The organism is Salinigranum sp. (genome assembly GCF_041641895.1).
Taxonomy (GTDB): domain Archaea; phylum Halobacteriota; class Halobacteria; order Halobacteriales; family Haloferacaceae; genus Salinigranum.
On the sequence record NZ_JBEPXO010000077.1, the window covers coordinates 1 to 19,381 of the forward strand.

13 protein-coding genes are annotated in these 19,381 nt (G+C 69.7%); 6 read left to right on the forward strand and 7 right to left on the reverse strand.

Annotated features, from left to right (window positions below):
* Positions 1 to 92: 92 nt before the first annotated feature.
* Positions 93 to 647, reverse strand: coding sequence for a metal-dependent hydrolase (locus ACESK5_RS15040; protein WP_372912398.1), 555 nt, complete (start codon positions 645 to 647; stop codon positions 93 to 95).
* Between the two features lie 177 nt (positions 648 to 824).
* Here ACESK5_RS15040 and ACESK5_RS15045 point away from each other — a divergent pair, with 177 nt between their 5' ends.
* On the forward strand, positions 825 to 1,832 hold the full coding sequence (locus tag ACESK5_RS15045; RefSeq protein ID WP_372912399.1) for a DUF1616 domain-containing protein: 1,008 nt from the start codon (positions 825 to 827) through the stop codon (positions 1,830 to 1,832).
* A gap of 69 nt (positions 1,833 to 1,901) precedes the next feature.
* On the opposite strand, the gene ACESK5_RS15050 is transcribed toward ACESK5_RS15045, so the two are convergent.
* Positions 1,902 to 2,300, reverse strand: coding sequence for a DoxX family protein (locus ACESK5_RS15050; protein WP_372912400.1), 399 nt, complete (start codon positions 2,298 to 2,300; stop codon positions 1,902 to 1,904).
* A 186-nt stretch (positions 2,301 to 2,486) separates the two neighbouring features.
* Between ACESK5_RS15050 and ACESK5_RS15055 the strand changes: the two genes are divergently transcribed.
* Positions 2,487 to 3,791, forward strand: a complete 1,305-nt coding sequence (locus ACESK5_RS15055) for an acetamidase/formamidase family protein (protein WP_372912401.1) — start codon at positions 2,487 to 2,489, stop codon at positions 3,789 to 3,791.
* Positions 3,792 to 3,874: 83 nt separating this feature from the next.
* On the opposite strand, the gene ACESK5_RS15060 is transcribed toward ACESK5_RS15055, so the two are convergent.
* Both ACESK5_RS15060 and ACESK5_RS15065 read right to left on the reverse strand, forming a co-directional pair.
* The gene (locus ACESK5_RS15060) at positions 3,875 to 4,135 is read right to left on the reverse strand and encodes a ubiquitin-like small modifier protein 1 (protein WP_372912402.1); all 261 of its coding nucleotides are present in this window, start codon (positions 4,133 to 4,135) and stop codon (positions 3,875 to 3,877) included.
* A gap of 321 nt (positions 4,136 to 4,456) precedes the next feature.
* Positions 4,457 to 4,786, reverse strand: coding sequence for a hypothetical protein (locus ACESK5_RS15065; RefSeq protein ID WP_372912403.1), 330 nt, complete (start codon positions 4,784 to 4,786; stop codon positions 4,457 to 4,459).
* Between the two features lie 205 nt (positions 4,787 to 4,991).
* Between ACESK5_RS15065 and ACESK5_RS15070 the strand changes: the two genes are divergently transcribed.
* The 3 genes from ACESK5_RS15070 to ACESK5_RS15080 all read left to right on the forward strand — a co-directional run bounded on the left by ACESK5_RS15070 (position 4,992) and on the right by ACESK5_RS15080 (position 12,361).
* Positions 4,992 to 7,421, forward strand: coding sequence for a GAF domain-containing protein (locus tag ACESK5_RS15070; RefSeq protein ID WP_372912404.1), 2,430 nt, complete (start codon positions 4,992 to 4,994; stop codon positions 7,419 to 7,421).
* 151 nt (positions 7,422 to 7,572) lie between these two features.
* Positions 7,573 to 10,593 carry an FtsX-like permease family protein gene (locus ACESK5_RS15075; RefSeq protein WP_372912405.1) on the forward strand — a complete coding sequence of 1,007 codons (3,021 nt, stop codon included), beginning with the start codon at positions 7,573 to 7,575 and terminating at the stop codon, positions 10,591 to 10,593.
* The gene (locus ACESK5_RS15080) at positions 10,586 to 12,361 is read left to right on the forward strand and encodes a hypothetical protein (protein WP_372912406.1); all 1,776 of its coding nucleotides are present in this window, start codon (positions 10,586 to 10,588) and stop codon (positions 12,359 to 12,361) included. The genes ACESK5_RS15075 and ACESK5_RS15080 overlap by 8 nt, the downstream gene beginning before the upstream one ends.
* Positions 12,362 to 12,463: 102 nt before the next feature.
* On the opposite strand, the gene ACESK5_RS15085 is transcribed toward ACESK5_RS15080, so the two are convergent.
* Both ACESK5_RS15085 and ACESK5_RS15090 read right to left on the reverse strand, forming a co-directional pair.
* Positions 12,464 to 16,117, reverse strand: coding sequence for a PAS domain-containing protein (locus ACESK5_RS15085; protein WP_372912407.1), 3,654 nt, complete (start codon positions 16,115 to 16,117; stop codon positions 12,464 to 12,466).
* A gap of 173 nt (positions 16,118 to 16,290) precedes the next feature.
* Entirely contained in the window at positions 16,291 to 17,166 is an 876-nt protein-coding gene (locus tag ACESK5_RS15090) for an NAD-dependent epimerase/dehydratase family protein (RefSeq protein WP_372912408.1), read from the reverse strand.
* 363 nt (positions 17,167 to 17,529) lie between these two features.
* On the opposite strand from ACESK5_RS15090, the gene ACESK5_RS15095 reads away from it, so the two are divergent.
* Positions 17,530 to 18,690 carry an RNA-guided endonuclease InsQ/TnpB family protein gene (locus tag ACESK5_RS15095; protein WP_372912410.1) on the forward strand — a complete coding sequence of 387 codons (1,161 nt, stop codon included), beginning with the start codon at positions 17,530 to 17,532 and terminating at the stop codon, positions 18,688 to 18,690.
* 76 nt (positions 18,691 to 18,766) lie between these two features.
* Here the strand turns inward: ACESK5_RS15095 and ACESK5_RS15100 are convergent.
* Positions 18,767 to 19,381, reverse strand: a 615-nt coding sequence (locus ACESK5_RS15100) for a universal stress protein (RefSeq protein ID WP_372912409.1), incomplete at its 5' end; no start/stop codon positions are given.

A 19,381-nucleotide genomic window follows, 5' to 3' on the forward strand; every position in this document is an offset into this window, starting at 1 on the left:
TTTTAATGTCCGGTGTGATGCCGGTCTCGCCCGGTCGCTCCCTAACGTGTTCCGAACGGGCCGACGCGACGTGTGTCCCCCGAGAGTTGGACTCAGGTGTTCGTCTCGGCCTCGTGGCCGACGACGAGCGGAATCAGGACGTCGCGCACGCCGGGGTAGCCGTCGCGTGCCCAGGCGACGAGGCCGACGGCGGTGAGGCCGAGGCCGACGAGGACCCACCCGGTGGGTTCGAGCGTGGTGAAGAACTCGACGAAGCTCATGCCCTCGTCGTCCAGCGGCGCGGACGTGAGTGGCCAGAAGAGGTAGCCGAACTGGATGAACTCGCCCTCGAGCGCGGGGTAGACTCCGTCGGCGAGGAGGTGCGAGGCGTAGCCGAGCGCGAACGCTCGAATCTCCCGGCGACGCGTCTCGTCCAGCAGGACGACCAGCACGCCGCAGAGAACGAGGAGCGCGAACACCGAGTGGCCGAGACTCCGCCCCGAGGGGAGCACGTCGAACGTCCACGCGAGCGGTTTGTCGACGAGGTCCGGGAGCTGCGTCCCGAGGACCAGTGCGAGCACCGCCACCCCGGCGGGTCGGGTTCTCGACCGTGCCGTGTACAGGTCGTAGAGGAGGTAGCCGAACGCGGCGTGAGCCCAGGGGAGCATTCGGAGAGGGGTACTGCCCGGGCCCGCAAACAGGCTTCGGTTCGGCGGGGAGTCCGCTCCGCCCGCCCCGACTGCCCCGCTGGCTCGACCGTGGTTCCCGGCCCCAGCCCGACTGTCGGTGCGAGACGGGACAGTGCGACCGACTGACTTTTGTCCCGTGGCCGATTCGACCCGAGTATGGATGACGACGTCCGGTGGGGCCTCCTGGCGCCGCCGTGGCTTCGCCGCGTTCCCGCAGACATCGCCGCCGTCGGCGTGCTCACCCTCCTCACGGCCGGCGTCGTGTTCCTCCCCGTCGTGCGGGACACGCCGCTCCGGATAGTGGTCGGGCTGCCGTTCGTGCTGTTCGTTCCGGGCTACGCGCTCGTCGCGGCGCTGTTCCCCGAGCGGGGGACGGACCCGGCGGACGACGCGACGGACGGTTCCGGCATCACGGGCCTCGAACGCGTCGCGCTCTCGTTCGGCGTCTCCATCGCCGTCGTGCCGCTCGTCGGCCTCGTCCTCAACTTCACGCCGTTCGGCATCCGCCTCGTCCCCATCGTGGTCACGCTCACCGTCCTCGTCCTCGCCCTCGCCGCCGTCGCGACGCGTCGACGGCTGGCGCTCCCGACCGAGGACCGGTTCACCGTCCCGTGGCGCGCGTGGCTCCGGGCCGGCAGGAGCGAGTTGTTCGACCCCGAGACGCGGACGGACGGCGCGCTCAACGTGCTGCTCGTCGTCTCGCTCGTGCTGGCGGTCAGCAGCGTAGGGTACGCCGTGGCCGTTCCCAAGCAGGGCGAGTCGTTCACCGAGTTCTACCTCCTCACCGAGAGCGACGACGGCGAACTCGTCGCCGACGGCTACCCGACCGAGTTCGTCGCCGGCCAGTCGCAGTCGCTCGTCGTCGGCGTCGGCAACCAGGAACACCAGCAGCAGGCGTACACCGTGGTCGTCGAACTCCACGACGTCCAGGTCACGGACAACTGGACGCGTGTCGTCGACAGACAGCGCCTGCAGACGTTCGAACTCGAGACCGAACACAACGAGACCTGGCAGCGCCAGCACACGGTGACGCCGGAGTTGACGGGCGACCGGATGCGGCTGACGTACATGCTGTACCGGGGCGCTCCCCCCGCGACGCCGACGACCGACAACGCCTACCGGGAACTCCACCTGTGGGTGAACGTGTCGTCGACCGGGAACTAGGGCGACGGTCGGTGCGTCCCCCGACCGACGTCGTCGATGCTCGTCCTGCGGACGGGGCGTCCGGACACCTCAGCGGTACGCCTCGCGCATGAATGCGAGCGCCGCGCCGAACATGGCGAGGTTCCCCCAGAAGGCGAGTCGCTCGCCGCTGCGGGAGTCCTCGTCGGCGTTCCAGAAGTCGTGCATGTTCAGCGTCACCACCGCGAGGAAGGTCACGGCCGCGCCGGTGGCGACCCGCGGCAGTCGCCAGAGGGCGACCCCGAGACCGCTGGTGAGCATCATCCCGGAGGCGAAGGGAGCCGCGAGTTCGGGCAGGGGCACCCCTGCCGACTCGGCGTACTCGATGGTGTCTTCCATGTCCCGGAAGTCCTCCGACGCCTGTAGCGCCAGCCCCAGACCGAACAGCAGTCGGCCGACCCAGAAGATCGTCGTTCGAGAACGGTCCTCGGTGGGTGAGTCGTCTCCCATGGTTCCTGACAGCGGCAGAGACAGTAAAAGTGTTCGCGCCGTGCGACTGTCCGAACTTGGAGACGGTTCGTGACGAGGGAGCCACGACGTCGCCGCTCTACTCGCGGTGGAGGCGGACAACCTCACCGACGGGCACGAGAGTGCCCGGCACAATAGCTAACACACTCCACCCGAAGAGGGACACGTATGTCTCAACAGATCGCAGACGTCCTCGAGGTGGACGAGTTCACGCTGGGTCTCGTCGGGCCGGAGCAGGAGTGGGCGGGTACCGTCCGCGACGGCGGCACGGTCAAGACGCACACGCCCGCGGGCTGTTGGGGGCCGATGATCACCCCCGAGTTCCGTGGCGGACACGAGGTGACACGGCCCATCTACGTCGAGAACGCCGAACCCGGCGACGCACTCGTCGTCCGTATCAAGGACGTCGAGGTGACGAGTATCGCGACCAGCACCGGCAGCATGGCGGAACGCGAGGGGGCGTTCGGCGACGACCCGTTCGTCGACCACGAGTGTCCCGAGTGTGGGACGCCGTGGCCCGAGTCGGTCGTCGAGGGGACTGGCGAGGACGCGATTCGCTGTGCGGAGTGTGGGGCGAACGCCTCGTCGTTCGGGTTCGAGTACGGCTACACCGTGGTGTTCGACGACGACCGGACCGTCGGCATCACCGTCGGTTCCGAGGGTGCACACGGCCTGGCCGAGCGTGCGGAGGAGGCGATGGCGCTCCCGGAGAACTCGCGGCAACACCCGATTCTCCTGTACGAACCAGACGAGATGCCCGGGACGCTCGGCCGCCTCCAGCCGTTCGTCGGCAACATCGGGACGACCCCGACCGTCGAACTTCCCGACTCACACAACGCGGGCGACTTCGGGCAGTTCCTCATCGGCGCGGAGCACGACTGGGGCCTGCCGGACGAGGAAGCCCTCGAAGCCCGGACGGACGGCCACTTGGACTCGAACGACGTGCGCCCGGGCGCGACGCTCGTCTGTCCCGTCCGCGTAGAGGGGGCGGGCCTGTACGTCGGTGACCTCCACGCGAACCAGGGCGACGGCGAACTCTCGCTGCACACGACGGACGTCAGCGGGAAGACGGAACTCGAAGTCGAGGTGATCAAGGGACTCGACCTGCCGGGACCGCTGCTCCTGCCGAACGAGGAGGACCTCCCGCACATCGCGAAACCGTACACCGACGAGGAACGGGCGGCCGGCGAGGAACTCGCGGCCGCACACGGCGTCGACCACCTCCACGACGCCGCCCCCGTCCAGTTCGTCGGGTCGGGCGCGACGGTCAACGACGCGACACAGAACGCCTTCGACCGGGCGTGCGAACTGTTCGGCATCTCCGAGGGGGAGGTCCGCTCGCGGTGTACGTTCACCGGTGGCGTCGAAATCGCCCGCCTTCCGGGTGTCGTCCAGCTGTCGATGCTCGCGCCGATGGCGTTGCTCGAGGAGGTCGGTCTCGCCGAGACCGTCCGGGCGCAGTACGACCTCTGACCGGGACGGGAGCGCTCGCGTGTGATGAACGACCGGGCGCTCGTGCGCCGGCTCTCAACGATGGGGCGCTCTTACGCCGGCCCTCAACCGCCACGCATCGCCGGGAACAGCCGCATCGACTCCACGTCGGTGACCGACTCGTCGAGATCGACTCGCCGGTCGTCGACCAGCACGCGAACGCTCGGACGTAGGGTCCCCTCGTCGTCGGTGAGGTGTGTCTCCGCGCGCGGATACGCGTCGACGAGCGCGTCGAGGACGTCGCGGACCGTCTCACCCTCCGCGTCGACCTGCACCGTCTTCTCGCCAGTCGCAGACCGGAGCGGACCGTACACCGTGACGTGCATGTGGTCGTACGTCCCGGCCGAGCGAGGATAACGGTTGTCGCGTGGCCTGCGGGACGTAGACGGACCTCGGGGGACGCGCTCCGGCAACCGTCAGGGTGACCGTCACGCCCCTACGAGCGCCGTCGAAGCCGCACCCGACGCGACAGGCAGTCCTCGACGTGCCGCTGTGCGCGAAGAGAAGAGGTCCCCGGTGTCGGTCCGCGCGCCGCCCCGACGACGGCACGTTCGGGGGCACGACCGCCGTCCGGCAGGTAGTCGCCTCTCACCGAGGCGACCGCTCCGTCGTCTCCCACCGCCTGGCCCCACTGGATACCCGACGCGTCACCCGCTCCACTCCACGACCGTCTCGGCGAACGGGTGTTCGCGGTATCGGACGGTCGACGACTGGATGTCGTAGTCGACGAGGTCGACCTCCGCCAGCTTCGGCAGGTGGACGTGGTGGAGGTGGAGTCGGGTGTCTTCCCGCGCGTCGTCGGACAGGCCGCCGACGCGGCCCGCCACGTAGCTGGCGAGTTCGTCGAGCGTCGCCGTCCGTTCGGTGGTCTCTAGGAAGTACCGGAGCGTGTCGCGCCGCGCCTCCGCCGCCAGAGCCGCCAACACGTCGTCGGCGTTCCCCGGCGCCGGCGACTCGTCGATAGATTCGAGGGACATCGTGGTCGTAGAGTAGACGGCTTCCACGGGTAAGGCTGTACTACAACTGATTAGGCTCGGTTCGAGAGGACTCCCGCCCCGTTCCCCGTTCGGGCGGCGGCGAGCACCTCTGTAGCGCGTGTCCGACTGCGACGACCGCCTCGCGGCTCGCCGGAGATTCCGTCGACGGAAGGTTGATGCCGTCCGGCCGTCACCCCACGTGACGATGGTAACAGACGGGCTGACGGACGCACTCCGCGAGACGCTCGACGGGTTCGACCCGGTCGGGGTGCCCCGAACGACGCCGGAGGTGGCCGACAGCCTCGACATCGGCCGCCGGGCCGCGTACGCCCGACTGGAGCGTCTCGTGGAAGCGGACCGACTCGAGACGAAGAAGGTGGGGGCGAACGCCCGCGTCTGGTGGCGACCACCGACCGCCCCCGTCGGTCACGACGAACCGAGGGCGACGTCGGGGCGAGCCCGTGACCGACCGGAGGCACGCGAGGCGACGGCGCTGGCGTCGCTGGAACGCGCGAGCGTCGCGGGCGACGTCGGACTCTGGTCGTGGGCGTTCGAAACCGACGTCGTGACCGTGAACACGTGTCTGGCAGCGGCGCACGGCATCGCCCCCGACCGGGCCGCCGCCGGCATCCCGGCCGACGCCCTGTTCTCGTCGGTCCACGAGGAGGACCGTGAGCGGGTCCGGGCGGCCTTCGAGCGGGCCATCGAGGGGGCCGGGGCCGACGAGTTCGAGACGGAGTACCGCCTCCAGAGTGCGGCGACGGACTGGCAGTGGGTCCTGGCACGCGGCGAAGTCGCGTACGACGAGGGCGGAACGCCGGTCGGGATGGCGGGTGCGCTCTTCGACGTCACCACCCACCATCGCCGGGAGCGCGAACTCGCCGACCGTGCCCACCAGCAGGCGGTGGTCGTGGAACTCGGCCAGCGAGCACTGGGCCGTCAGGACGTCGACGCCCTGCTCACCGCCGTGAGCGAACGCGTCGCCGAGACACTCGACGCGGACTACGCGAAGGTGCTGGAGTACCGCGCCGACGACTTCCTGCTGCGGGCCGGCACGGGGTGGGCGGACGGACGGGTCGGTGACGCCACCGTGGGGGCCACCCGAGAGTACCAGGCCGGCTACACGCTGCGGGCGGCCGAACCGGTCGTGGTCGACGACTACGAGCGGGAGAATCGGTTCGTCCGGTCGGACCTCCTGAGCGCCCACGACATCGCGAGCGGCATCAGTGTCGCCATCGGCCCACCGGATCGCCCGTGGGGAGTGCTGTCGGTCCACGCGACCACCCGTCGCCAGTTCTCGACGAACGACATTTCGTTCGTCCAGAGCGTCGCCAACGTGTTGTTCCCGGCGCTCGAACGCCGCCGGCGCGAGCAGGCGCTCGAACGCCACCGCGAGCACCTCACGGCGTTGAACGGCCTCAACGAGGTCGTCCACGACATCGCTCACGCCGTCATCGAGCAGTCGACGCGCGAAGAAATCGAGGCGACCGTCTGTGAGCGGCTCGCCGAGACGGACTCGTACCTCTTCGCCTGGACCGGCGAGGTCGACGTGGCGACGCAGACGGTGACGCTCCGGACCGAAGCCGGCGTCGAGGGGTACCTCGACGGGGTCACCATCTCGGTCGACCCGGACGACGACCGCAGCGAGGGCCCGACGGGGCGGGCGCTTCGGACCAGGGAGATACAGGTCACCAACGACATCGAACGCGACGCCAGACACGACCCCTGGCGCGACCACGTCGAGTCGTACGACTTCCGCTCGTCGGCGGCGATTCCGATTCTTCACGAGGGGACCGTCTACGGCGTCCTGAACGTCTACGCGGAGCGCCCCAACGCGTTCAGGGGCCAGGAACGGGCGGTAATCGCCCAACTCGGCGAAATCGTCGGTCACGCCATCGTCGCCACCGAGCGCAAGCGGGCGCTGATAAGCGACGAAGTGGTCGAACTCGAGTTCGTCATCGAGGACGTTCTCGCGTCTATCGGCGTCGATTCGGAGCTGGACGACCCCATCGTGCTCGAGCGAGTCGTGCCCGTCAAGGACGGCGACTACCTCTTCTACGGACGCACGACGCTGGCGGGCGTCGACACCGTGCGGGAGATGGTCCGGACGGTACCGTTCTACGAGGCGGTCCGGTTCCGGCAGAACGGCGACGACCGGCCCTTCGAACTCCAGGTCTCCGACCCGCCGGTGCTGTCGACTATCTCGGCCCTCGAAGGCTCCGTGGAGCAGGCCGTCATCGAGCACGGCGACTACCGACTGACGGTCCACGTCCCGCCGCGTTCGGACGTCGGAGCGGTCATGCAGGCGATGACGGACGCCTACCCCGAGGCCCGTCTGCTCAGACGTCGTCAACTGACGAGACGGAGCGACGGGACCAGTTTCACGGCCTCGTCGCTCACCGCGGCTCTCACCGACCGCCAGCGCAGCGCGCTCGAGGCCGCCTACCACGCCGGATTCTTCGAGTGGCCACGCGAGAGCGACGGGCAGGACGTCGCCCGTTCGCTCGGCGTCTCGCCGCCCACGTTCCACCAGCACCTCCGCAAAGGGGAGAAGCGGATATTCGACTCGCTGCTCACGGCTCGCGGCACGACGAGCACCGGAGGCGGGGACGGGGACGGAGCGAGCGGTGGCTGACGCGCCGACCCGTCCCGCCGCGGCCCGACAGCCGAGTCAGACCGCCGCGTCGGCGTACCCTCGCGGGGGTCCGGCGTGCTCCGCCCCCCGGCGACGCGGGGCGACCGGAGCGCACAGCTTTATTCTCGTCGGGGCGACAGACTCTACCTGAATGGGGTACCGCCAGGCACTCGCCCTCCGCTGGTCGCGCCGCGACCGTCTCGCCGTCCTCGTCATCGCCGTCACCATCGCCTTCCTGACGGGGGTGACGCTTCTCGGCCTCGCGATGGCCGGACAGACGACGGCCATCGCCGCCGACTTCGACTCGCCGGGCACCGTCGAGTCGTTCGACTCCGTCGCCGAGGCGGAGGCGGCCGCCGGGAGCGGTGAGTACGTCCTCCCCGTCACGACCGTCTCGCTCGACGGCGAACGACGGACCGTCGTCGGGATTCCCACGCCGCCGCCCGAGGTGAGCGCGCGCGGGCAGACGGTCACGTTCCCGGCCGGCCGAGACGGAGTCCTCGCGGCGACCACACAGCAACAGACGGTCCGGGCGTCGGTCGAGACGGCGGCCGGCACACGGGAAGTCACGTTCGCCCCGCGGCCCCCGGGCGCACTCGTCCCCGACGGGTGGTACGTGACGACCGCCACGACCGTCGAGACGCTCGGTCCGACGAGCGCGTTCGTCCTCGCTCCCGACAGCCCGGGATTCGTCCCCTCTGGAGAGGCGGTCCCGCTCCTCTCCGTGCTCGCGTTCTTCGTCCTCGGGACCCGTCAGCTGGTCGACCTCCTGCTCCTGACGAGCCTCGCCGGCGGCGTCCTCGTCGCGGTGACGACGTTCAGCGTCACCCGCGTCGTCGTCGAGGACCGCCGCGAGACCATCTCGGTCGTGCGGTCGACCGGTGCATCCCCGCTCTCCGTGTACGCCATCTTCGGCGTCCGCGCCCTCCTGCTCACGGGTATCGGCGTCGCGTTCGGCTACGCGCTCGGCCTCGTCCTCGTCCGGAGTGTGGTCAACGCCGCCGTCTTCGCCGGCGCCCCGACGTCGCTCTCCATCTCGGTCACGACGGAGGCGGTTCGACTGCTCGCCCCGACGAGCGCCTTCGTCGCCCTCCTCGGCGGGGCCGCGGGCGTCGTCGCGGCCCGGCCGGCGGTTCGACCCCCGCCAGCGGCCGTCACGCGGCCGTCGGCCGCGGTTCCGACGCGCGGTGGCTCTCTCGATGCCGTCCGCCGCCGGCTCCGGCCCACACTCTTAGACTGGGACGCGCTCGTCCCCTCGACGGCGACGCTGTCCGTGTTCGTCCTGTTCGTCCTCCTCATCGCGGCGTCGGGCGGCGCGCTCGCGTCGCTCACGCCCGACGACCAGCAGACCATCACGGAGGCGGACGCCGCACACCCCATCGAGAGCAAGGTCCCCGTCTCCTACGCCGAGACGCTCCAGCAGCAGGGCGTCGCCGCCAGTCCCGAGATACTCCTGTTCGAGGTGTCGCGCGGGGAACCGTTCCTGGTCCGCGGCGTCGACTACCAGTCGTACGCCGCCGTCTCGGACTCCCGCATCGTCCGGGGGCGGCCACCACAGGCTGCCGACGAGGCAGTCGTCGGTGCCGACCTCGCCCGGACGCTGAACGTCGACGTCGGCGACACGCTCACCCTCGGCGGGAGCACCAGACCGGCGTTCACGCGGGTCGAAATCGTCGGCGTGTTCGCCGCCACGGGTGTCGAGGACGACCAGCTCCTCGTCTCGCTCGAGACGGGGGAACGCCTCTCGGCCAACCGCGAGGGGGAGGTCAACTTCATCCGGACCGAACCCATCGACCCCGGCGCGGACGCCGGGCCGACTCTCTCGGTGCTGGGTGCGGCGGCCGACCCGACCGACCGGGGGACCGAGCTCCGCCTCGTCGTCCAGAACTACGGCCTCGCCCCGCTCGACGAGACGGTGTCGGTCCGGTTCGGCGACGACACCCGTCCGCTCGAACTCGACCTCCGACCCGGACAGACGCGCGGCGTCACGCTCACGTTCCCCCAGCGTGAGCCCGGCGAGTACGAACTCCGCGTGGCCGGCTACACGCAGTCGGTCGCCGTCGGCGCGGGAAGCGGCGAGAACGCGCTGTCGGTCGACCTCCCGACCAGCATCCCCCCGGGGTCACAGCCGCAGGTGACCGTCACGCGCGACGGCCGACCGGTGGCCGATGCGACGGTCAGCCTCGACGGCCGCGAGGGGACGTGGACGACGAACGGGGACGGCGTGGTGCGCGTTCCGTTCCCCGAGGCGGGGAGTTACACGGTCGTGGCCATGCAGGGCGACGCGACGGCACGCACGGACGTCCGGGCGGTCGACGGGGCCGAGCGACGGCTCACCGCGAGCGTCGCGGTCCGTCCCCAGGCCCCCTCCATCGCGACGAGACCCACCGCCGTCGCCACGCTCAAGAACCCCTGGGAGCAACCAGTCACCCAGACAGTGACGCTCGTCCAGGGACCGAACGCCGCCGAGCGCGAACTGACCCTCCAGCCCGGGGCGACAACCGAGCATACCCTCCGTCTCCCCCCGCGTGCGGCCGGCAGTTACACCGTGACGCTCCTCCAGAACGGACGGAACACCTCCGCCGCGCAGTTCGCGGTACAGGGTGACGAACGGCTGGCCGCGGCGCTGGCCAGCAGTGGCCGCCGGTCGAGCGGCGGCGGCATCGCACAGGCCATCACCGTCGTCTTCGGGAACATCCGGGTGCTCGTCGCCGCGATGGTCGCGCTCGTGGGCCTCATGACCGTCGGCGCGACCACGGCCTCGTTCGCCCGGAGCATCCACGCCGCCCGCGACGAGGTGGGGGTCCGCCGCGCCGTCGGCGCCTCGCCGGGCGGCATCTACCGACTCGTCCTCGGCGACGTGCTCCGGGTCGGCGGAGTCAGTGCCGTCCTCGCAGTCAGCGTCGCCAGCGCGCTGGTCTGGCTCCTGCTCTCGCTCGGCGAACTCCGGCTCTTCGGCGTCGTCCTCCGGCCGACGTTCTCGCCGACGCTCCTGCTCGCGGCGGGTGGCTGTGCGCTCGGCCTCGCGCTCCTCAGCGCCGTCGTCGCCGCGTTCTCGCTCGTCTCCGCCTCGCCGGCGACGCTCCTCGCGCCCGTGTCGCGGGACGCGCCGACGCGTCCGGAGCGTCCCCGTTCGGGCCTCGGTGGGTCGGAGGTGCGGAGCGATGACTGACGTCGAGCAGGGGTCGGTGGGGTCGACCGAGTCGCGGCCGCGCACCACGACCGCGCTGGGGCAGGAACACGGCCACGGCCACGGCCACGGCCTCGGGACGCGCGGCCGCCGCGGACTGGTCGTCCTGGCGCTCCTGGCAGTCGCCGCACTCGCCCGCGTCGTTCCGCTCTACTTCAGCCCCCACCCGGCGACGCTCGACGGCTTCCAGTACGCGTGGTTCGCGACGGAGACCCTGCGGACGGGGTCGTTCCCAATCACGGCGTTCCGCGTCGACAGCATCGTCTACACGGGGCTCATCGCCAGCGTCTCGGGGGTGGTCGGCGTCGATCCGCTCCGCGTCACCCAGCCGCTCTCGTCGCTCGTCGGCGTCGCGGGCGTCGTCACCGGGATGGCCGTCGCCCGCCGCGTCGCAGGCGCGTTCGACTGGCCGCGTCGCCGCGTCTCCGCTGCCGTGGTCGCGACTGGCGTGATGCTCGCGCTCGACGGTATCTTCCTCCGCCGCACCATGGTCGCCGACGAGGAGGTCATGTCGTACGTCCTCGTCCCCCTGCTCCTCCTCGCGCTCCACGCAGTGCTCCGCCGGGGCGGGGGGACGCGACGCTGGGCGGTGGTGCTGGGGGCGTTCCTCGTCGCGATGCCGCTCGCGCACATCTTCTCGACGCTCGTCGCCGGCCTCTCGGTCGTCGCTCTCGTCGTCGCGCACGCGGTCAGGAACCCCTCCCGCCGCACGCTCCTCGGCGGTGGTGCCATCGCGGCCGGCTTCTGGGTCTACTTCGGCGGCTACTACCAGCTCGCCGCCGCCGTGATGCAACTCGCGTACGTCGACCGCGTGGTCGCGTTCCCGGGGCTGTTCCTCGCGTGGGGAATCGTCCTCGTCGTCGGCGTCGCGTGGGTGTGGACTACCTCCTCGCGAGCGCGCGCGCTCGCGGCCGTCGTCCCGCTCCTCGTCTTCTACCTCGTCACCGTCGTGAACGTCTTCGTCTCCGTCTACCCCGGGACGCCGCGGACGCCCGTGCTCGTCCTGGTGCCCGTCCTCGCGCTCGCCGTCCCGCTTCTCGTCGGCGCGTTCGGCCTGGGCCTGCTGTCGCCACGCCGGTCGGCCGGCGCACTCGTCGTCGCACTCCTCGCCGGCCCGCTGACGGTCATCGGCTTCTCGCTCACCGCGTCGCTCACGCCCGAGTACGTCAACACCGCCATCCGCGCACAGACGTTCGGGCACCTCCCGCTCGCGATACTCGCGGGGCTGGTCGTCGCCCGACTCCTCTCGACCCGCGTCGGCGTCGACGTCGGCGACTCGTCCGCGCTCCCGACGGGCGGGCGGTCGCTGGTCGGGACGCTCCTCGTCGTCGTCGTCCTCGTCGCCCTCGTCACCAGCGTCCCCTTCGCCTACCTGAACCTCGACACGGGCACGTACCCGAGCACGACGCTCGACTCGGAGTTCCGGGCGGTCGGGTTCGTCAGCGGAGCGGGCGGCGAGTGGGCGACCGACCACTCGCTCTCGCGCGTCGGCGTCCACTACTACCGGAGCGAGCCGACCGTCTCACCGACGGCCAGCTGGCTCTCCGGCGGCGCCAGCCCGTCCTGCCCGGTCCTCTCGCAGGCGTCGTGGACGACGTCCGGCGCGCACCTCTTCCCGTTCGCCCCCGAGACGGTCGCCGAGGAGCGGTACGACGACTGGCTCGGAACCCGGCACGTCGTCTACGCGAACACGGGTCGTGACCCGGCGACAGTCTCGCTCCCCGTGACCGCCGCCGGCCAGGGCTGTTGAGTCGATTCGCGGGGGAAGGGCGACCCCTTCGCTGGCGCACATCCGGCGACGGGTCTTGGTCGACGGCGTCCGTCCAGCGCGTCGCGGCGGACGTCGGCGACGTCAGTCGTGGATGCCCGACTCGGGGACCCCGAACTCGAACCGGGCCCCGCCCGCGGCGCTCTCTGTGAGGTCGACCGACCAGCCGTGGACGGCGGCGAGGTCCGTCACGATTGCCAGCCCGAACCCGGTGCCGTCGGCGCTCGACGTGTACCCGTACTCGAACACCTCCTCGCGTTTCTCCGGTGGAATCCCGACGCCGTCGTCCGCCACGTAAAATCCCGTCCGGTCCGACAGCGGGCCGACGCGCACCGTCACACCCGCGTCGTCACCACCGGGCTCGGCGGCGTCAGTGGTCGTCGTCCGCTCGCCCGTGGCGCCCTGTTCGAAACTGCCCTGACGAGCCTGCGAACGCGGGCCGGCCGACCCGTGTTCGACCGAATTCCGAAACAGGTTCTCGAACAGCTGGGTCAGGATACTCTCGTCGCCCTCGACCGTCGGGACGTCCGCTTCGACGCGCAACGTCGCGTCCGCCGTCTCGACGTACTCCCAGGCGTCGCGGGCAACCGACGTCAGCGGACACGCCGACCACGCTTCGAGCGCGGTACCCGCCTTCGACAGGGTGAGCAGGTCGTCGACGAGCGCTTCCATCCGGTCGAGCGCCGACGCCGTCTTCTCGAAGTACGCTGGCTCGCCTCGCTCCTCGGCGAGTTCCAGATAGCCGTTCGCCACCCCGAGCGGGTTCCGCAGGTCGTGGGAGACGATGCTGGCGAACTTCTCGAGGCGGTCGTTCTGTGCTTCGAGTTCGCGCTCCCGCTCGCGCAGGAGCGTTGTCCGCTCGGCGCGCGAGAGCGCCCCGGCCAGCGCCTCCGCGAGGAGTTCCAGCAGGGTCGTGTCGATGTCGTCGAAGGCCGCCGCGTCGAGTTCCGAGACGCAGATGGCTCCGTGACCGCCGAGCGGAATCACCATGGGCGCGTGACGTGACGACGTGTCCGCCCCGCCGCTGTCACCGTCACCGTCGCGACCCACCCCCGCCGGGCGCTCCTCGAGCGCTTGGCGCGCGAACGTCGAGAGCGGGTCGTCCCCGGCGCTCCGCTCGTACGCCGTCTCGCCACTGCCGGTCGTCCCCGTCTCGGAGACGGCCGAGGCCGGCTGTGACGCCCGCTGGAGCTGAATCCGGCAGAAGTCGACGCCCACGACGTCGATTGCCGCGTCGACGCCGATTCGTGCCGCCTCGGCCGTGTCCGACACGTCGATGAGCCGACTGGTGTACTGCTGGAGCCGTTCCAGCTTCCGTCCGTGCTTTTCGACCTGAGTGACGTCGGCGGCGATGCCGGCGAGTTGCACCACCTCTCCGTCGTCTCTGATGGGGTAGATTCGCGAGCGAAGCCACAGGACACCGCGTTCTGGGTGCAGGAGACGGAACTGCTGGACCTGTGGCCAGTCGACTGCCGCCGTCCCCTGTGCGTCGACGTCTGCTTCGACCGCGTCGACGTCGTCCGGATGTATCCGGTCGAGCCACGCTGTGGGGTCTCGACGGAGTTCCTGCTCCGACACACCGTACAGTTCCTCGGCGGCCGCGTTCACGAACGTCACCTCCGAGTAGTCCGGCGGGACGAGGAAGAACGCGTGGTCGACGTTCTCGGTGAACGTCTCGAACTGCTGGCGCGCCCGCTGGAGCTCTCGCTCCCGTCGCTTCCGGTCGGTGATGTCCTGGAGCACCCCGCGCAGCACGGGCTGGCCGTCGAGCCCCGTCACCGACGTCCCCCACGCGCGGACGTCCCTGACCTCGCCGTCGGCCCGGACGATTCGAAGGTCGAGGTCGTACGAGCCACCCGTCCGCACCGCTCGTTCGACCTCGCCCGCGATTCGGTCTCTGTCGTCGGGGTGGTAGAAGTCGATCCCGTCAGCCAGTGTCGGTTCGTACTCGGCGTCGACGCCGTGGATTCGCCGGACCCCGCTCGACCAGTGGAGGGCTTCCGTCACCGGGTCGTACTCCCAGATGCCGATGTCCGCGATCTCCTGGGCGCGCTCGAACAGCGCCTGCTGTCGCTCCAGCGCGCGTCGTCGTCGCTCGCGCGAGAGTTCCGTTCCGACCAACTCGGCCACGAGTTCGACCAGCGTGCGCTCGGAGTCGTCGAACGGGGCCGCCCGGACGGTCGGGCTCGAGAAGTTGAGCGTCCCGAACCGGTCGCCGTCGACGGTGAGCGGGGCGCCGATGTACGCTTCCAGTTCGAACTGCTGGTACGCAGGGTGTGATTCCTTCCCGTCGTCGACCGCGTCGACGAACGCACAGACGGCGTCCTGCCTGACGACTTCTTCACAGTACGTCGTCGACAGGTCGAAGCGGTCGCCGGGTTCGATGGAGACCTCCGGCGCGTACGCGCTGTGAACCGTGTAGGTGTCGCCTTCGACTTCCGAGACGATGCCGATGTCGAGGCCCAGCGACTCACAGCACACCTCGAGCAGCGACCGGACGCGCTCGTCGGTCGAGAGCGTCACGTCGGCCATGACCGCCTGCAGCTCTCGCAGGCGGTTCCGCTCCCGTTCGAGTTGCCGACGGACCTCGTACTGGTCGGTGAGGTCCCGCGCGACGACGAGCACCTGTCGTCCCCCGTCGTCCTCGAAGGGCGTCAGTCGAACGTCGTAGCACCGCCGTTCGAGCGGCGTCTCCACCCCGAGTTGCAGGTCGACGTCGTACGGGCCCGCGGAGTCGTCGCCTCCGTCGAGCGTCTCCCGGACGGCGCGCGTGAACCGCCGCGCGTCCTCGTCCGAGACCATCCCCTCGAGGAGGTCGCCGAGCGGTTCGCCCTCGACCTCGGCCGTCGTGTGGTCTCCGATGCCGCGGGCCGCGGCGGCGTTCGCGAACTGGACGGTGAACGCGTCGTCGATGACCAGCACCGCGTCGTAGACGGTCTGTAACACGGCCTCCTGTCGCTCTAGCTCCTGCTGTCGCTCCCGTTCCTCGGTGACGTCCCGGGAGAAGACGGTGAGCCCATCCGCGTCGGGGAACGCCCGCACCTGCACCCAGTAGCCGAACGGGTCGTCGAGGCGTTTCTCGAACGAGACCGGGAGGCCGGTCTCCATCGCGGTCCGGTACCGTCGTTCGATTCCCGTTCCGACGACCGACGGGAACTCCTCCCACAGCGACTTCCCCACCAGCGTCTCGGGGTCGCGCCCGACGCGGTCCGCCATGGTCTCGTTCATGTACTCGATGCGCCAGTCGGCGTCGACGGCGTAGACCGCGTCGGTGGTCCGTTCGAGCCACTGCTGGTCCGGAGCGTCGAACCGCCGCGTTCGCTGCCCGTCGCGTGTCTCTGCGACGGCTCGTCGGACGCGTTCGGCGAGGAGCGACGTCCCCTCGCCGGTCGAGCCGACGGGCACGTAGTCGGTGACGCCCGCGCGAAGCGCCCGCCGGGCGAATTCGTCGGTCCCCCGGTCGGTGAACAGGAGGACGGGCAGGTCGTGGCCCTGCGCCCTGATGGCTTCGACGAGGTCGACGCCGGTCCGCGTCGACAGCGTCTGTGCGGTGACGACACAGTCGACGTGGTCCGCCGACAGCCGGTCGAGCACGGCCGTGGGTCGGGTCACCGCGTCGATCGTCACGTTCGGTATCCGCCGTTCGAACTGCGACCGGACGGGGTCGGGGACGCGTGGCTCGTCGCTCACGTACAGCACGTCGACCGACGCCCCCCGTGTCTGGTCCGGCCTAATCACGAAGATGCGGAGGGAAAGACGGTACAATAATCCTCGCCCAGGGTTTTCATTCCTGATACCATCAGCCGACCGACGTGTCGCCGAGGAGGGGACGGGTCCCGGCGAACGAGAGCAGAGCGAGGAGTGGGTCGACAGAGGCCGGGGTCGAACGGACGCCGGAGACCGGGTCCCACTCAGTGGTCGGGGAGGGCGACCGACTCGTCCGCCGCCTCCCGCCACGACCGCGTGGGTCGCCAGCCGAGTTCCTCCCGTGCCTTCGAGACGTCGTAGGCGGCCGCGTCGCCCTCGACGGTGCAGTCGTCCGGGAGCCGCCCGAAGTGGGTCTGCATCAGGTCGCGCAGCGGTCGGCCGAGGGCGTTGTCGGGGCCGACGCAGTTGAACGCCTCGTGGCCGGTCACGTCGGCCGTCAGTGCGGCTTCGACCAGGTCGACGACGTCGCGGACGTCGACGTACGACCAGTAGTTGCCCGCGCCGGCCGCGAGGTCCGAGACGTACGCCTCGTCACGGCACGGGTAGTCACCGGGAATCTGAATCCAGGAGGGCCGGAGCGAGACGACGGGGACGCCGGCGCGTCGCGCGACCGTCTCCGCGACGTCCTCGGCGACGACCTTCGAGAGGCCGTAGTCGTCCTCCGGGCGCAGTGGGTGAGACTCGGTGACGGGGAGGTGGTCCGGGACGGGTGTCTCCCTTGCGAAGAAGAAGCCGTACACCCCGTCCGAGGAGGCCTGGACGATGCGTGCGCCGACCCGACCCGCCGCGGTCAGGACGGCGTGCGTCGCCAGAGTGTTGTTCCGGTACGTCTCGACGCCCGGGCGGAGTCCTGCCGCGGGAATCGCGGCCCAGTGGACCACCGCGTCCGGTTCGCGTGCGGTCAGTGCGTCGAAGACGGGGCCGGGTTCGGTCAGGTCGACAGCCTGGTAGTCGACGGCCGGGTGGCCCCCGTCCGCGGGACGACGTCGGTCGAGACACATCACCGTGTGGTCCGCTGCGAGTCGCTCGACGACCCACCGTCCCGACTGCCCGCGGCCGCCCGTGACGACGATGTCCATACCCACCGGTTCACGACGCGGGTGTTAACACCAGCGAACCGGCCTGGACTGGCGGGCCGACGCCGGCGACGCGTCGACGGGCCGGCTTCACGTGACTGAGAGCACCCGTCGGTGGGAGTCAGCGTAATTCAAGATGATGCCTCCGGCCTCAACGAGCGACCGAAGCGTAGCGAAGGGAGCGAGTAGGCCGGAGAGGAAACCGACATGGGACGACACAACCGGCATACATCGACCGACCGACTTCCGAACGTGTAAGTACCGTCTGGTACTCTCTGAAGTATGGATGTGCGTCGAACCGCTGTCGTGAAACTCGCCGTTTCCGACGAGTAACGCAACGCACTCCACCGAACCGCCGACCACTACCTGTCCTGCGCGAACCAAACCGCCGACTACTGTTGGTCCGACACCTCCTACACCGAGTGCAAGACCAACAAACGGCAGGTTCGTGACGCGCTCTACTCCGAACTTCGAGCGGAGACGGACTTGCAGGCGCAACTCGTCCAAGCCGCCATCAAACGCGCCGTCGAAGCCGTCAAAGGCGTTATCGAACGCTGGAAGAAGGGACAGCGCGTCTCTTGCCCCACGTTCACCGCTGAAACGATGGACTACGACACGCGGAGTGCGACCTCCTACCGAAACAAGGTGTCGCTGGCAACTGTCGAGGGGCGGGTCGAACCCTCGTTCGTTCTCCCGGCAGACAGCCCGACGCCCTACGAGCGATATGTACTCTCTGAGGACTACGAGTTCCGCGAGAGTACGCTTCGGTACGATGCGGTGAACGACGAGTTCTACCTCAACATCTCGACTCGGCGGATAGACGGCGACGAGGCTCCGGCAGATACCGGGCACCCCGACCAAACAGTCCTCGGTATCGACCTCGGCGTCAATAGCCTCGCCGTCTCCTCAACCGGCACGTTCTGGCAGGGAGACGACTACGGACACTGGTGCCGCGAGTTCGATAAACGACGCGGTGAGATGCAACAGCGCGGAACGCAAGCCGCGTACAACGCCCTGCTTCGACTCGGGAAGCGCGAAGAAGCGTGGCGGAAACAGTACATCCACACCGTCGCCAACGAAATCGTCTCGGAAGCCGTTGAACACGACTGCGACGTAATCGCGTTCGAGGAGTTGAACGACATTCGTGAGCGGCTTCCACACGCGAAGTGGCACCACATATGGGCGTTCCGACGCCTGTTTGAGTACGTCTCCTACAAAGCGCCCGAACGGTGTGTCTCCGTGGAACAAGTCGCGCCGAACCACACGTCCCAACGCTGTTCTCGGATGGACTGTGGGTTCACACACGACGACAACCGCCACGGAGAACGCTTCTGTTGCCAGAAGTGTGGCTACGATGTGAATGCGGACTACAACGCGGCGAAGGACATCGGGCTACGATACGCCCGAAAGCGAACACACAGACTCCGTTCCTCGCCCAAGTCGGGGAACGGAGACGCAGAAGTAGACCTGCGTGTGAATGGTGGGACGTTGAACGGCGAGAGTCACCGGCCTATTACTGGCGACTGATTGCCGGGAGTCCACATCAAAGCCCCACCCTCAAGGACCGAGGCGCGTATGCGCCGAGGGAGTCGGGTGGGGTAGTTTACTCGCGGCCGAGCGTCACCCGTTCGAGACACCGACGCACCAGCGACGGCTGTCGCGACTCGTGGGGGTAGACCGTGACGGTCGTACACCCCGGCTGGGGGAGCGAGCGCGGCTTCGTCGTGAGCGCCGCCCGGAGTCGGTCGTCGACGCCCCGTCTGACCAGCAGGTCCGGTTGAGTGCGTCGCCCGCCGTCGGTCAGGGCGGGCGGCGCGCGGACCGGCACCGCGAGCACCGACGAGAGGTCCGCCCGGGAGGCTTCGGCCAGTTGCTCGTGCTCGGCGTCGTCGTCGTCGAGCGGGTACCACAGCGAGAGGCTGCCGTCGTTCGCCGCCGTGAGCGTCTCGGCGACGGTGACCGAGAGCGGGGGGTACCCCCCGCGCTCGACGGCGAGTGCGACGTGGTCGGGGCGGTCGTAGCCGAGGTTGTCCACGAGGAGGACGTCACACGGCGCGTGACGGACGACCCAGTCGATGGGGTCGCCGAAGAGGCGCGACCGGAGGCGTAGCGGTTCGTGTTCGGCCACGACGACGTCCACCTCCCGGTGGCGTGCCGCGTTGACGAGCGCGTGTTTGGTGTCGTGACTGACCACCTCGTCGGCGTCGACGTCGACGCC

Coding starts and splice junctions, on each gene's coding strand:
- ACESK5_RS15050 (WP_372912400.1), bottom strand. CDS start 2,300: ATGGGAGACGACTCACCCACCGAGGACCGTTCTCGAACGACGATCTTC.
- ACESK5_RS15055 (WP_372912401.1), top strand. CDS start 2,487: ATGTCTCAACAGATCGCAGACGTCCTCGAGGTGGACGAGTTCACGCTG.
- ACESK5_RS15060 (WP_372912402.1), bottom strand. CDS start 4,135: ATGCACGTCACGGTGTACGGTCCGCTCCGGTCTGCGACTGGCGAGAAG.
- ACESK5_RS15040 (WP_372912398.1), bottom strand. CDS start 647: ATGCTCCCCTGGGCTCACGCCGCGTTCGGCTACCTCCTCTACGACCTG.
- ACESK5_RS15080 (WP_372912406.1), top strand. CDS start 10,586: ATGACTGACGTCGAGCAGGGGTCGGTGGGGTCGACCGAGTCGCGGCCG.
- ACESK5_RS15070 (WP_372912404.1), top strand. CDS start 4,992: ATGGTAACAGACGGGCTGACGGACGCACTCCGCGAGACGCTCGACGGG.
- ACESK5_RS15075 (WP_372912405.1), top strand. CDS start 7,573: ATGGGGTACCGCCAGGCACTCGCCCTCCGCTGGTCGCGCCGCGACCGT.
- ACESK5_RS15045 (WP_372912399.1), top strand. CDS start 825: ATGGATGACGACGTCCGGTGGGGCCTCCTGGCGCCGCCGTGGCTTCGC.
- ACESK5_RS15090 (WP_372912408.1), bottom strand. CDS start 17,166: ATGGACATCGTCGTCACGGGCGGCCGCGGGCAGTCGGGACGGTGGGTC.
- ACESK5_RS15065 (WP_372912403.1), bottom strand. CDS start 4,786: ATGTCCCTCGAATCTATCGACGAGTCGCCGGCGCCGGGGAACGCCGAC.